Source organism: Pandoraea pnomenusa (genome assembly GCF_040391475.1).
GTDB classification, from domain to species: domain Bacteria; phylum Pseudomonadota; class Gammaproteobacteria; order Burkholderiales; family Burkholderiaceae; genus Pandoraea; species Pandoraea pnomenusa_C.
In genome coordinates this window covers 68,708-81,343 of record NZ_JBEBXS010000005.1, presented here as the reverse complement: position 1 = coordinate 81,343, position 12,636 = coordinate 68,708, and the positions used below count along the sequence as shown (strand labels likewise).

At 66.1% G+C, this 12,636-nt stretch carries 14 protein-coding genes; all 14 read left to right on the top strand.

Annotated elements, in window-relative coordinates; all coding sequences use genetic code 11:
• Positions 1 to 8 precede the first annotated feature (8 nt).
• The 14 genes from ABWO90_RS07470 to ABWO90_RS07405 all read left to right on the top strand — a co-directional run bounded on the left by ABWO90_RS07470 (position 9) and on the right by ABWO90_RS07405 (position 12,579).
• Positions 9 to 566 carry a cupin domain-containing protein gene (locus tag ABWO90_RS07470; protein WP_353190576.1) on the top strand — a complete coding sequence of 186 codons (558 nt, stop codon included), beginning with the start codon at positions 9 to 11 and terminating at the stop codon, positions 564 to 566.
• Positions 567 to 689: 123 nt separating this feature from the next.
• Positions 690 to 1,601 (top strand): alpha/beta fold hydrolase, encoded by a 912-nt coding sequence (locus ABWO90_RS07465; RefSeq protein ID WP_353190575.1) that lies wholly within the window; start codon positions 690 to 692, stop codon positions 1,599 to 1,601.
• Between the two features lies 1 nt (position 1,602).
• Positions 1,603 to 2,529, top strand: coding sequence for an IclR family transcriptional regulator (locus ABWO90_RS07460; RefSeq protein ID WP_353190574.1), 927 nt, complete (start codon positions 1,603 to 1,605; stop codon positions 2,527 to 2,529).
• Positions 2,526 to 3,332: an SDR family oxidoreductase gene (locus ABWO90_RS07455; RefSeq protein WP_353190573.1), complete on the top strand. Its 807-nt coding sequence runs from the start codon at positions 2,526 to 2,528 to the stop codon at positions 3,330 to 3,332. The genes ABWO90_RS07460 and ABWO90_RS07455 overlap by 4 nt, the downstream gene beginning before the upstream one ends.
• On the top strand, positions 3,325 to 4,977 hold the full coding sequence (locus ABWO90_RS07450; RefSeq protein ID WP_353190572.1) for a thiamine pyrophosphate-binding protein: 1,653 nt from the start codon (positions 3,325 to 3,327) through the stop codon (positions 4,975 to 4,977). Before ABWO90_RS07455 ends, ABWO90_RS07450 begins: the two co-directional genes overlap by 8 nt.
• The gene (locus tag ABWO90_RS07445; protein WP_353190571.1) at positions 4,970 to 5,788 is read left to right on the top strand and encodes an aspartate dehydrogenase; all 819 of its coding nucleotides are present in this window, start codon (positions 4,970 to 4,972) and stop codon (positions 5,786 to 5,788) included. The genes ABWO90_RS07450 and ABWO90_RS07445 overlap by 8 nt, the downstream gene beginning before the upstream one ends.
• A 13-nt stretch (positions 5,789 to 5,801) precedes the next feature.
• The gene (locus tag ABWO90_RS07440; protein ID WP_353190570.1) at positions 5,802 to 7,298 is read left to right on the top strand and encodes an aldehyde dehydrogenase; all 1,497 of its coding nucleotides are present in this window, start codon (positions 5,802 to 5,804) and stop codon (positions 7,296 to 7,298) included.
• A gap of 83 nt (positions 7,299 to 7,381) precedes the next feature.
• On the top strand, positions 7,382 to 8,398 hold the full coding sequence (locus ABWO90_RS07435; protein ID WP_353190569.1) for an ABC transporter substrate-binding protein: 1,017 nt from the start codon (positions 7,382 to 7,384) through the stop codon (positions 8,396 to 8,398).
• Positions 8,399 to 8,477: 79 nt separating this feature from the next.
• Positions 8,478 to 8,783 (top strand): hypothetical protein, encoded by a 306-nt coding sequence (locus tag ABWO90_RS07430; RefSeq protein WP_353190741.1) that lies wholly within the window; start codon positions 8,478 to 8,480, stop codon positions 8,781 to 8,783.
• The gene (locus ABWO90_RS07425) at positions 8,783 to 9,001 is read left to right on the top strand and encodes a recombinase-like helix-turn-helix domain-containing protein (RefSeq protein WP_353190740.1); all 219 of its coding nucleotides are present in this window, start codon (positions 8,783 to 8,785) and stop codon (positions 8,999 to 9,001) included. Before ABWO90_RS07430 ends, ABWO90_RS07425 begins: the two co-directional genes overlap by 1 nt.
• Positions 9,002 to 9,065: 64 nt before the next feature.
• A complete protein-coding gene (locus ABWO90_RS07420) occupies positions 9,066 to 10,097 on the top strand; it encodes a Rieske 2Fe-2S domain-containing protein (protein ID WP_353190568.1) in 1,032 nt (343 codons plus the stop codon).
• A 17-nt stretch (positions 10,098 to 10,114) separates the two neighbouring features.
• Positions 10,115 to 10,561 carry a RidA family protein gene (locus ABWO90_RS07415; protein ID WP_353190567.1) on the top strand — a complete coding sequence of 149 codons (447 nt, stop codon included), beginning with the start codon at positions 10,115 to 10,117 and terminating at the stop codon, positions 10,559 to 10,561.
• 45 nt (positions 10,562 to 10,606) lie between these two features.
• Positions 10,607 to 11,572, top strand: a complete 966-nt coding sequence (locus ABWO90_RS07410) for a PDR/VanB family oxidoreductase (protein ID WP_353190566.1) — start codon at positions 10,607 to 10,609, stop codon at positions 11,570 to 11,572.
• A 35-nt stretch (positions 11,573 to 11,607) separates the two neighbouring features.
• Complete coding sequence (locus ABWO90_RS07405) at positions 11,608 to 12,579, top strand: VOC family protein (protein WP_353190565.1); 972 nt, start codon at positions 11,608 to 11,610, stop codon at positions 12,577 to 12,579.
• Positions 12,580 to 12,636 lie beyond the last annotated feature (57 nt).

The following is a 12,636-nucleotide window of genomic DNA, read 5'->3' as shown; positions in this document are numbered from 1 at the left end:
GCTACACCATGGCGCAAGCCGAAGCTAAAAACACCGCGACGCCTCAGGCCGTCGAGAGCTGGACGCAGTCCGAAGGCCAGACGTTCGGCGACTGGCTCGACACGCGTGTGGCGCGTTTCTCGACGCGCAAGTACGACTGGGACGCCTTGAAATTCCAGGCCGACTACGACCCCAAGTACCGTCGCGCGCAAATGCGCTATGTCGGCACAGGCGGCACGGGCGTGGCCAAGGACATCAACACGGTGCCCGCCGGGCACTTCACGTTCTCGACGATGGTGATCCCGGCCGGCAACATCGGCCCGAGCCATATCCACATGGACGTCGAAGAAATCTTCTTCGTGATGCGCGGCAAGATGAAAGTGATCTGCGAGCGCGACGGCGAGACGTGGGAAGCGATTCTCGGCGAGCGTGACCTGATCTCGGTGCCGCCGGGCGTGTACCGCACGGAAATCAACATCGGCGACGAAGACGCACTCATGTGCGTGATGCTCGGCTCGCAAAAGCCGGTCACGCCGACGTATCCGCCCGATTCGCCGCTCGCGAAAATCAAGCGCGAACAGAAGTAAGCCGCGCGCGGGGACACCGAAGTTTCCCTGCGCAACGCAAAGCCCGGTGAAGTCCCGTCTGTCCATACGACGTGCGCGATCTTCACCGGCAGGAATTCACGAAGTCAGACGTTCAGCCCAGCCATGCAAGCCGAAGCCTTTCCGACCGAAGTGCCCGATGATGATGCCGCCGTCGCAGACCTGCGCGCGCGCCTGGATGCCTTCCCGTACCGCACCGTCGCGACGCGTGTCGGCACGGTGGGCTATCGCTGCGTGCTGTCGACGACCGAGCGGGCCGTGCCGGTCGTGATGCTGCACGGCATCGGTTCCGGTGCGGCGTCGTGGCTGGCGCAATTCGAAGCGCCGTCGGTTGGCGCTTCACTGTATGCGTGGGATGCACCGGGCTACGGCCGGACGTCGAATGTCGGCGCACCGGAGCCGCATGCCGATGCGTACGCCGACGCCCTTGAAGCCTGGCTCGATGCCCTCGGTCTTGACCGGGTTGCGCTCGTCGGGCATTCGCTGGGCGCCATCATGGCGACAAAATTCGCGAGCCGCGCGCCGCATCGCGTGCGCGGGCTCTTTCTTTGCTCGCCCGCAGGCGGCTACGGCAAGGCCGATCCGGCCGTACGCCTCGCGAAGCGCGACAGCCGTCTGGCGATGCTCGACAAACTCGGCCCGGCAGGCATGGCGCGCGAACGCAGCGACAACCTCGTCGCGCCGAATGCCGCCGCACTGCCGCGCGCCTGGGTGAAGTGGAACATGTCGCGTGTGTTGCCCGAGGGCTACGCCCAGGCAACGCATCTGCTCTCCAACGGCGATGTCGCCGGTGAGCTGGCGCACTACGTGGCGGCCAACGCCGGTCCGGTGGCCGTCGCGGTCGGCGCGCAGGACGCCGTGACCACGCCCGCAAGCTGCAAAACGATTGCCGACGTGGCCGGCGTGCCGCTGCAGATCATCGAAGGCGCGGGGCACGCGTCGTACATCGAAACGCCTGATGCGCTCAACGCTGCGCTCGCATCGTGGCTCGAACGCGTTGTGGCAGGAGGGCGCTGATATGGCACCGGCTATCCCGAAGCGCGCCGCCGCTACGCCCGTGGACGACGCCTTGATCGACGTGCAGGGTGACGAAGCGCTCGAAGGCGTCGAAGGCGCACCTGCCGAATCGCGTTACCTCGTGCCGGGCCTCGAGCGCGGGCTGCGCATTCTCACGCAGTTCTCGCCGCGCGAATCGGTGTTCAGCGCACCGGAATTGTCGCAGCGCCTGGGCATTCCGCGTACGACGGTCTTCCGTCTGCTGCAGACGCTCGAAGCGATGGGCTTTCTCGAGCGCGCAGGGAGCGAGAAGAACTTCCGCCTGGGTGTGGCAGTGCTGCGCCTCGGCTTCGAATACCTGAGCTCGCTCGAACTGACCGACCTTGGCATTCCCATCATCGAGCGCTTGCGCGACGCGACCCAGCTCACGTCGCACATCGTGATCCGCGACGGGCGCGACATCGTGTTCGTGGCGAAGGCGCAGAGCGTGGCCGGGGTGTTCAACTCCATCAAGGTCAACGTGGGCACGCGTCTGCCCGCGCACGCCACGGTGCACGGCCACGTGTTGATGGGCGATCTGACGCTCGCGGAACTGCGCGCGCTCTATCCCGAAAAGACGCTGGAGAAGTACACGCCCCAGACGCCCGAAACGCTGAACGAGCTGTTCGAGCGCGTGCGCGAAGACGCCGAGCGCGGCTATGCGGTGTCGGCCTCGTCGTTCGAGCGCGGCATCAGCGTGGTGAGCGCACCGGTGCGCAACGATGCCGGGCGTATCTGCGCCGCGATCACGGTCACGATTCCGCGCGCGAATATCGATTCGTCGATGCTCGACGCGGGCCTGATCGGGCAAGTGCGCGAAGCCGCCGACGCGCTCTCGCATCGCCTGAACTACCGGCCGGGCAGCGACGGCCGGACCACCCCCTACATGAAGTCACTGGGATTGAAATGATCAACATCGACCTCTCCTCACGCGCGGCGCTGGTCACGGGCGGTACGTCCGGCATCGGCCTCGCAACGGCGGAGCGCCTGCTCGACGCCGGTGCGGCTGTCGCGATTTGCGGCCGCAATCCGGAGCGTCTGGCACAGGCCGAAGCGCATCTGCGCGAGCGCCATCCGCAGGCGCGTCTCATCGCGGCGCAGTGCAACGTGCTCGTCGAGAGCGACGTGGCCGCGCTGGCCGAGCGCATTCGCGGCGAATTCGGTCGTCTCGACATGCTCATCAACAACGCCGGGCAGGGCCGCGTGTCGACGTTCGCCGACACGACCGACGACGCCTGGCGCGAAGAGCTGGAACTGAAGTACTTCAGCGTCATTCGCACCACCCGCGCGTGCCTGCCGATGCTGCGTGACGCCGCACGCGAGACGGGCGATGCCGCCATCGTCTGCGTCAACTCGCTGCTCGCGCTCCAGCCGGAGCCGCACATGGTGGCCACGTCGTCGGCGCGCGCCGGCATTCAGAACCTCGTGCGCTCGATGGCGAGCGAGTTCGCGCCGGACAACGTGCGCGTCAATTCGATCCTGATCGGGCTGGTCGAGTCGGGCCAGTGGCGTCGACGCTTCGCCGCGCAAGGCGAGGGCAAGACGTGGCAGGAGTGGACCGGCGAGCTGGCGCGCAAGAAGCAGATTCAGTTGCAACGTCTGGGCAAGCCTGAAGAGGCGGCCGCGGCGATCTTTTTCCTGGCGAGCCCGCAATCGTCCTATACGACGGGCAGCCACATCGATGTTTCCGGAGGCTTGGCAAGACATGTCTAACAAAACCACCGTCGGCGAAGTCATCGCGGCGTTCCTCGAACAATGCGGTGTGAAGACCGCATTCGGCGTGATCTCGATTCACAACATGCCGATCCTCGACGCCATCGCGCGTCGTGAAAAGATCCGTTACGTCGGCGCACGCGGCGAAGCGGGCGCCCTGAACATGGCCGATGGCCTGGCGCGCGTGTCGGCCGGTCTCGGCGTGGCGTTTACCAGCACGGGCACTGCAGCGGGCAACGCCGCCGGTGCGATGGTCGAAGCGCTGACCGCGGGCACGCCGGTGCTGCACATCACCGGCCAGATCGAGACGGAGTTCCTCGATCGCGATCTCGCTTACATCCACGAAGCCCCGGATCAGCTCAGCATGCTGAACTCGATCTCGAAGGCCGCCTATCGCGTGCGTTGCGTCGACACGGCGCTCTCGACGGTGCGCGAAGCCGTGCGCGCCGCGCTCACGGCGCCGACCGGCCCGGTCAGCGTCGAGATTCCGATCGACATCCAGGCCGCTGAAATCGAATGGCCCGCCGATCTGGGTGCGCCGCACATCCCGGTGCCGACGCACGACGACACCCGCGTGGCCGAGCTTGCCGACAAGCTGGCGGCGGCGCATCGTCCGCTGCTGTGGCTGGGCGGTGGCGCACGCGGCGCGGAAAGTGCCGTGAAGCGACTGGTCGACATGGGTTTCGGTGTCGTCACGAGTGTGCAGGGTCGCGGCATCGTGCCCGAAGACCATGCCGCGACGCTTGGCGCCTTCAACATTCACCCGACGGTCGAGAAGTTCTACAAGACGTGCGACGCGGTCCTCGTGGTCGGTTCGCGTCTGCGCGGTAACGAAACGCTCAAGTACAAGCTGGCGCTGCCGCGTCCGCTGTATCGCGTGGATGCCGACGGCCTGGCCGATAACCGTGGCTATCGCAACGATCTGTTCGTGCAGGGCGACGCCGCACGCGTGTTGAACGCGCTGGCCGATCGTCTGCAGGGACGCCTGTCGGTCGATCCGGCATTCCACGCCGACCTGGCCGCAGCGCGCGACGCGGCCGTCAAGCAGGTGGCCGAAGGACTCGGCCCGTATCGCCAACTCGTGGCGGCGCTGCAAGGCGCGCTCGGCCGCGACTTCAACTGGGTGCGCGACGTCACGATCTCGAACAGCACGTGGGGCAACCGTCTGCTGAAGATCTTCTCGCCGCGCGCCGGGGTTCACGCGCTGGGCGGCGGTATCGGCCAGGGCATGCAGATGGGCATCGGCGCGGCGCTCGCGGGCAACGCGAAGAAGACCGTGGCGCTGTGCGGCGACGGCGGCCTCATGGTCAACGTGGGCGAACTCGCCACGGCCGTGCAGGAGAAGGCGCCGGTCATCATCCTGCTGATGAACGATCAGTGCTACGGCGTGATCCGCAACATTCAGGACGCGCAGTACGGCGGCCGTCGTCACTACGTGCAACTGCACCAGCCGGACTTCGCGGCGTTCTGCGCCAGCCTCCAACTCAAGCACGAGCGCATCACGGCGATCGATCAGGCAGAAGGGGCCGTGGCCCGCGCTGTCGCGCACGACGGCCCGGTGCTGCTCGAAGTCGACATGCTGTCGGTCGGCAGCTTCGCGTCGCATTTCGCCGGCCCGCCGGTTCGGGAGCCCGTCAATGCATGAGACGAATCATCGTCCCGTGGACGTCGCGCTGATCGGCTTCGGCGCGATCGGCTCCAAGGTCTACGAAGCGTGCGCGAGCGATCCGTATCTGCGCGTGGGTCACGTGATCGTGCCGGAAGATGCCGCAGCGCGTGTGCGCGAGAGCGTGCGTCCGGGCACGGAAGTCGTGTCGTCGGCGCAGGCGCTGTCGAGCCGCCCGGATTTCGTTCTGGAATGCGCGGGCCATAGCGCGCTGTCGGGCCACGTGGTGCCGTTGCTCAAGTCGGGGATCGATTGCGCCGTGGCCTCCATCGGCGCGCTGTCCGACACCGATCTGCTCGCCGCGCTCGAACAGGCCGCGAAGGACGGCGCGTCGACCGTCACGCTGCTCTCGGGCGCCATCGGTGGCATCGACGCGATTGCCGCCGCCCGAGAGGGTGGTCTGGACGAAGTGCTGTACACGGGCCGCAAACCGCCGCTGGGCTGGCAGGGCACCCCTGCCGAGCAGGTGTGCGATCTCGCCACGCTGACCACCGCGACGGTGATCTTCGAAGGCAGCGCCCGCGACGCGGCGCGTCTGTATCCGAAGAACGCGAACGTGGCGGCAACGGTCGCCATCGCAGGCCTCGGCCTCGATGCCACGCGCGTTCGACTGATCGCCGACCCCACGAGCACGCGCAACGTGCACCACATCGTGGCGCGCGGCGCGTTCGGCGAGATGTCGCTGGAGATGTGCGGCAAGCCGTTGCCGGACAACCCCAAGACGTCGGCCCTGACCGCGTACTCGGCCATTCGCGCGCTGCGCAACCGCGTTGCGAACTGTGTGATCTAGCAGGAACTGCATCATGAGCCATCAAGATTTGCTGCAAGGGTTTTCGAGCGATATTCTGGTCGGCGGTGAATGGCGTGCCGGGACCGGCAAGCGCTATCAAAGCCTGTATCCGGCTGACGAAAGCGTGAACGCCGAGATCGCCGCCGCCGGTGCCGACGACGCCGTCGAAGCCGTGGAAGCGGCCGACGCCGCCTGGCGCCGTGCCGACTGGGCAGGCCTGAAACCGCATCAGCGCGCCGCCGTGCTGCACCGCGTGGCTGACGGCATCACGCAGCGCGCCGAAGCCCTCGCGCATCTGCAACGCCGCGACAACGGCAAGCCGATCAGCGAAACGCGTGCGCTCGTGGCGAGTGCGGCGGGCACGTTCCGATATTTCGCGTCGTGCCTGGAAACGCTGGAAGAAACGCTCACGCCTTCGAGGGGTGACTTCCTGACGATGAGCGTGCACGAGCCGTTGGGTGTGGTCGCGGCGATCACGCCGTGGAACTCGCCGATCGCGTCGGACGCGCAGAAGCTCGCTCCCGCGCTCGCCGCAGGCAACGCCGTCGTGCTCAAGCCGGCTGAAGTCACGCCGCTCGCCTCGCTCGAACTGGGGCGCATCTGCGAAGCCGCCGGTGTGCCGCGTGGCGTGCTGTCGGTGCTGCCGGGCAAGGGCTCCGTGATCGGCGACATTCTGGTGCGTCATCCGAAGGTCAAGAAGGTGGCATTCACCGGCGGTACGGAAGTCGGTCGCGGGATTGCGCGTCTGGCGGCCGAGAAGCTGATGCCGGTGTCGCTCGAACTGGGTGGCAAGTCGCCGACCATCGTGTTCGAAGACGCCGATATCGACCACGCCGTGGCGGGCGTGCTCTACGGCATCTTCAGCTCGTCGGGCGAGTCGTGCATCGCCGGGTCGCGCCTGTTCGTGCACAAGGCGATCTTCGACACGTTCGTAGAACGCCTCGTGGCCGGGGCGAAGCAACTGCGCGTCGGCGATCCGCTGCGTGAAGACACGCAGATGGGCCCGCTCGTGACCTCGACGCACCGCGAGTCGATCGAGCGTTACGTCGCCATCGGTCTGGAAGAGGGCGGCCGCCTGCTGTGCGGTGGCGAGCGTCCGGCCGGCGACGGGCGTGAAAAGGGCTACTTCTACCAGCCGACGATCATCGCGGGCCTGACCAATCAGGCGCGCATGGTGCAGGAAGAAATCTTCGGGCCGGTGCTGGCCGTGCTGCCGTTCGAGAACGAAGCCGATCTGCTTGCCGAGGCCAACGACAGCGTCTACGGACTTGCCGCCGGCATCTGGACACGCGACTACAAGCGCGCCTGGCGCATCGGTCGCGCGCTCGAGACCGGCACCGTCTGGATCAACACCTACAAGCAGTTCTCGATCTCGACGCCGTTCGGCGGCTGGAAGGAGAGCGGCATGGGGCGTGAGAAGGGGCGTCTGGGGCTGCTGGAGTACACGAATCAGAAGAGCCTCTATTGGGGCATGAACGACCACCCGCTCGGTTGGGCGGGCAAGGTCTGAGCGAAGCAGAGATGGCATGACAAGCCGCGATGCACGGGGCATCGCGGTAACCGCAACTGAACAAAACTGAGCGAGGCAGAGATATGTTGTCGATTTTCCGTGCATCGTTGGCGCGTCGCGCCTTTCTGACGGCGGGTCTGTGCGCCGTGGCCGGTCTCACGGGCCTGGCCGCACCGGTGGCGGCGCAAGCCCAGCCGGCCACGCAGCAGATCACCTATCTGCTCCCGGCCCCGGCGAACCTGCCGGCCTTCGCGCCGCTGATGCTGGCCGAGAAGAAGGGCTACTACGCCGCCGAAGGGCTGTCGGTGCGCTGGCTGACGGTGCAGGGCGGTGCCGACGTGGGCAAGCAGCTCGCGTCCGGCAACGGCGATCTGGGCGGTGGTCTGGGCGACACGCCGATCGTGCTGCGTCCGAATGGCATTCCGATCAAAGGCGTGGCGCTGCTCGGCGGACGCACGCTGCACCAGTTGGTGGTGCGCGACGACGCGAACATCAAGTCGCCCGCCGACCTGAAGGGCAAGACGATCACTGTGCTGGCCTATCAGGACACCGGCTTCTACGCGACGCTGGGTCTGCTGGCCTCGGCCGGTCTCACGCGCAACGACGCCCGTATCCAGGGCGCGGGTCCCGCAGGCGTGTGGCAGCAGGTTGCCACGGGCAAGGCCGAGGTGATGGTCGGTACGCCGGAGTGGGCGCAGAACATCGAAGACGCGGGAGTGAAGATCACCATGACGTCGACCGACAAGTACTTCCCGGGCATGGCGCAGGCCATTCTGGCGTCGGACAAGACCATTGCCGAGAAGCCGGAAATGATCCGTAAGTTTGTGCGCGCCACGATCAAGTCGGTAGCTGAGATCATGCGCGACCCCGCAGGCGCCGCGAAGGAATACTGCGCCGCCGTGCCGGGCTACAAGGGCAAGGAAGCCGAGATCGAGAAGATCCTCACGTACTACGCACGCAATGTGTATCCGGGCCAGCAGCGTCTGGGCGCGTTCGATCCGGCGCGCGTGACGAAGCTGCAGGACTTCTACGCGCAGGAAAAGGTCATTCGCGACAAGTCGAATCCGGCCGACCTGTTCACCAACCAGTTCGTGCAATAAGGGCAGACGTCTCATGAGCCAGACCACAACGGGCACCGACGGCGCTGCAACGTCCGCAGCCCCCGCGCACCCCGAAACGATGTTGCTGACGGTGTTTCTGCGTCACGACCAGTCGAACAATCTCGACGACTTTCAGGAGCGCCTGAAAGCCGCCGAATGGTGGGAGCGTTTCCCGCCTGCCGGGGTGAAGGTGGTGTCGTGGACCGTGGCGATGGGCTTCGGCCAGATCGTCACGCTCGAACTGCCCCCGCATCTGCTGCCGGTGGTCAACGTGGAATTGGAGCGCTCGGCCTGGGGCGTATTTCGCACCGAATGCTATCCGACTTACGACTTCGTACCCGTGCACGCGCGCATTCGCGAACGGGTTCGCAATGGAGGGAAATGATGGACCGTTATCTCGAACCGCATCAAGCGCGTCTTCATGCGCCGACGCAATACGAAAGCCTGCTGGGCGACGCCATCGAGCGCGCCTACGCGGCCGGCACTCACGATCTGGCGGGCCTTGTCGCCTACCTGAATCGCACCGGCCCCGGCCCGCAGGAGGGTGAGGTCTGGACCGAAGCGATCTACACCGCGCAGATCGCCCGACTGGCCGAAGAGTAAAAACATCACATCGTGCGATCGCCGCCGCCACCCGCGTGCGGCGAGCGCCGCAGAGAGGTCCCCCATGACTACGCAACAGCCTATCCTCACTGCCGACGCCATTCTCGAGCGCGGCCTGAAGAACCTCTGGTATCCGATTTGCCCGTCGCACATGGTCGGCCGCGAGCCGGTCTCGCTGCGCCGCCTGGGCAAGAAGCTCGTGTTCTGGCGCGACCAGGACAACCAGGTCCACGCCCTCGACGATCACTGCCCGCATCGCGGCGCGCCGCTGTCCAAAGGCATCGTGATGGGGGATCGCATCGCGTGCGGCTATCACGGCGTGCAGGTGCGCTGCGACGGCACCGTCATGCGCGTGCCGGGCAGCCCGGGCTGCAAGCTCGAAGGCTCGCGCCCCACGCAGGCGTATCACATCATTGAGCGCAACGGCGCGATCTGGCTGTACAACGCCACCGAGAACATCGACACGCCGCCGCCGCTGGTGCTGCCCGAGGAGCTCGACGCCGACGGCGAGTTCTCGTCGTTCCTGTGCTACACGGAGTGGAAGGGCGATTACCGTTACGTGCTGGATAACGTGATGGACCCGATGCACGGCACGTACCTGCACAAGCAGTCGCACTCGATGGCCGAGGGCGACAACTCGGCGGCGTTCCGCATTCGCGACACCGAGCGCGGCTTCGTCTTCGAGAAGGAAGGCCAGCGCGACGTGAACTTCGACTGGACCGAGTGGGCCGACACCGGCACGCACTGGATGCGTCTGGAGATTCCGTATCCGAAGACGGGCGGCCCCGGCGGCAACTTCGTCATCGTGGGCAGCTACACGCCGATCTCGCCGACCCTGGCCGCCGTGTTCCACTGGCGTTGCCGCAAGCTCGACGGCTGGCAGCGCGACACGTGGCGCTTCCTGTACCGCAATCGACTCGAAGCGCGCCACTGGGCCGTGCTCGAGCAGGATCGCGTGATGCTCGAAGACATGGAAGCCGATGCCAACCAGAACGAACATCTGTACCAGCACGACATGGGCATCGTACGTCTGCGTCGTCATCTGAAGAACCTGGCGAAGGCGGAACTCGAGCGCCTGCAGCAAGGCAAGGCGTAAGCCACACGAGACGATCGATGTCGAACGTTCAATCGCAGAAGGCCGAGCGAATCCGTGCCGCCGACGTGCCCGATCTGGGCACGGCCACGTGGACCAATGGCATTCGCTTCGGCAATGAAATCCTGATGTCGGGCATGACCGCGCATCCGGCCACGCGCAACGCGGAAAAGCCGCTCACGACTTACGAGCAGACGCTCGTGGTGCTCGGCAAGATTCGCGCGCTGGTCGAAGGCGGGGGCGGGTGTCTGGCGAACATCTACAAGCTGGTGGTGTACGTGACGGACATCGCCGACAAGGACGAGGTCGGTCGCGCCCGCCGCGAGTTCTTCGCAGACGTGGCCGCCAACGGCGGCGCGTATCCGTGCTCGACGCTCGTGGAAGTCAGCGGCCTGGTGTTTCCGGAGCTGCGTGTGGAGATCGAGGCGTTCGCACGGCTCGACATCGATTTGTCCGTGGCCGGTTGACGCCCGCGGACGTGAAGAGAATCAGCAATATCTGAGAGCGGCGTTATGAGCAAGTCAAACCTGTCGGCGATGGTGCGCACGCTTCGTTATGAAGCGGCGGGCATCATGAGCATCGAACTCGTGCCTGCGGCGCAAAGCGGCACACCGTTTCCCGATTTCACGCCCGGGGCGCACATCGATCTGCATTTGCCGAGCGGGCTGGTCCGCAGCTATTCGCTCGTGAACGCCCCCGGCGAAGCGAATCGATACGTGCTCGGCATTCTGGCCGACCCGAAGAGCCGTGGCGGTTCGCGCTTCATCCACGACAACTTCCGCGTGGGCATGACGCTGGACATTTCCGCACCGCGCAATCACTTCGAACTCGACGAGAGCGCCGCGCACACCGTGCTGGTCGCGGGCGGTATCGGCGTGACGCCGATTCTGTGCATGTATCGTCGTCTTCGCGCGCTGGGTCGCAGCGTCAAGCTGATGTACTGCGCCCGTACGGCACCGCAAGCGGCGTTTCTCGACGAACTGAACGCGCTTGGCGGCGATGTGACGCTTCACTTCGACGACCAGCACGACGGCAAGCCGGCGTCGCTCGCCACGTTCCTGAGCGGGCAGCCCGCCGACACGCACGCGTACTGCTGCGGCCCCGGTGTGATGCTCGACGCGTTCGAAGCGGCCTGCGCCGAGGCCGGCATCGGTAACGTTCACATCGAACGGTTTGCTGCCGCGCCCGACGCGCCGCCGCCCGCCACGTCCGAAGGCTATGTGGTGAAGCTGGCGAAGTCCGGCAAGGAGCTTGCCGTGCCGGCCGGCGCCACGCTGCTCGAGACGCTGCTGGCCGCCGGCATCGACGCCGAGCACAGTTGCATGGAGGGCGTGTGCGGTGCGTGCGAGACGCGCGTGCTCGACGGCTGTCCCGACCATCGCGACTCGGTGCTGAGTGCGTCCGAGCGCGCCGAGAACAAGGTCATGATGATCTGCGTGTCCGGTTGCAAGGGCGACCGTCTGACGCTGGATCTGTGATCCTTTCCGAACCCGACACTATCCCCGAGACAGTCATGACGATTCTGGGCATCGAACAAATTACCTACGGGGTCACCGACCTCGACACCTGCCGCCGCTTTCTGGCGGACTGGGGCCTGACCGAAGTGCATGCCGACGCCAACGGTGCGCGCTTCGAAACGCTCAATGGCGGCCGCGTGCTGGCGGTGCGTCACGACGATCCGTCGCTGCCGCCGGCCATGGAAGACGGTCCGACGCTGCGCGAAGTGACCTGGGGCGTGACGACGGCCGACGAAGTTTCGGCCATCGCCGATCGTCTCGCCGATCAGCCGGGCTACTACTTCAAGGACGGCGCGACCGGCTGTATCGATCCGAACGGCCTGGCGGTGCGCGTTGAAGTGACGGCCAAACGCGCCGTGGATGTGAAGGGCGCGCCGACCAATCCGTGGGGTATTCCGGCGCAGCGTGTGAACACGCCGAGCCCGGTGTACGAACGGGCGCAGCCGATCGAAGTCGGCCACGTGGTGTTCTTCACCAACGCGCTGGCGGCCACGCAGAAGTTCTATGAGGACAAGCTGGGCTTCGAGCTGTCGGATCGTTATCCCGATCGCGGCGCGTTCATGCGCTGTGCGCCGCATGGCGGCCATCACGACCTGTTCCTGCTGGCGTTGCCCAACGGCAAACGCGGTCTGAATCACGTGGCGTTCACCGTGCGCGACATTCACGAAGTGTTCGGCGGCGGCATGCACATCGATCGCTGCGGCTGGGAGACGCAACTCGGCCCGGGCCGTCACCCGATTTCGTCAGCCTATTTCTGGTACTTCAAGAATCCGTGCGGCGCGTTGATCGAGTACTACGCCGACGAGGACATTCTGACGCCCGAATGGCAGCCGCGCGACTTCGAGCCGGGCCCGACGGTGTTCGCCGAGTGGGCAGTGGATGGCGGAATCGACGGCAATTCGCGTCGTCAGAAAAAGGGCGGCGAAGCGCCGACCGGCAAGTTCATGACCGACACGGCCAAGCGCTGAGTCGGGCATGTCGGGCGCGTCAATCCGGGGGGATGACGCGCCCGGCTTTCGCGAGTT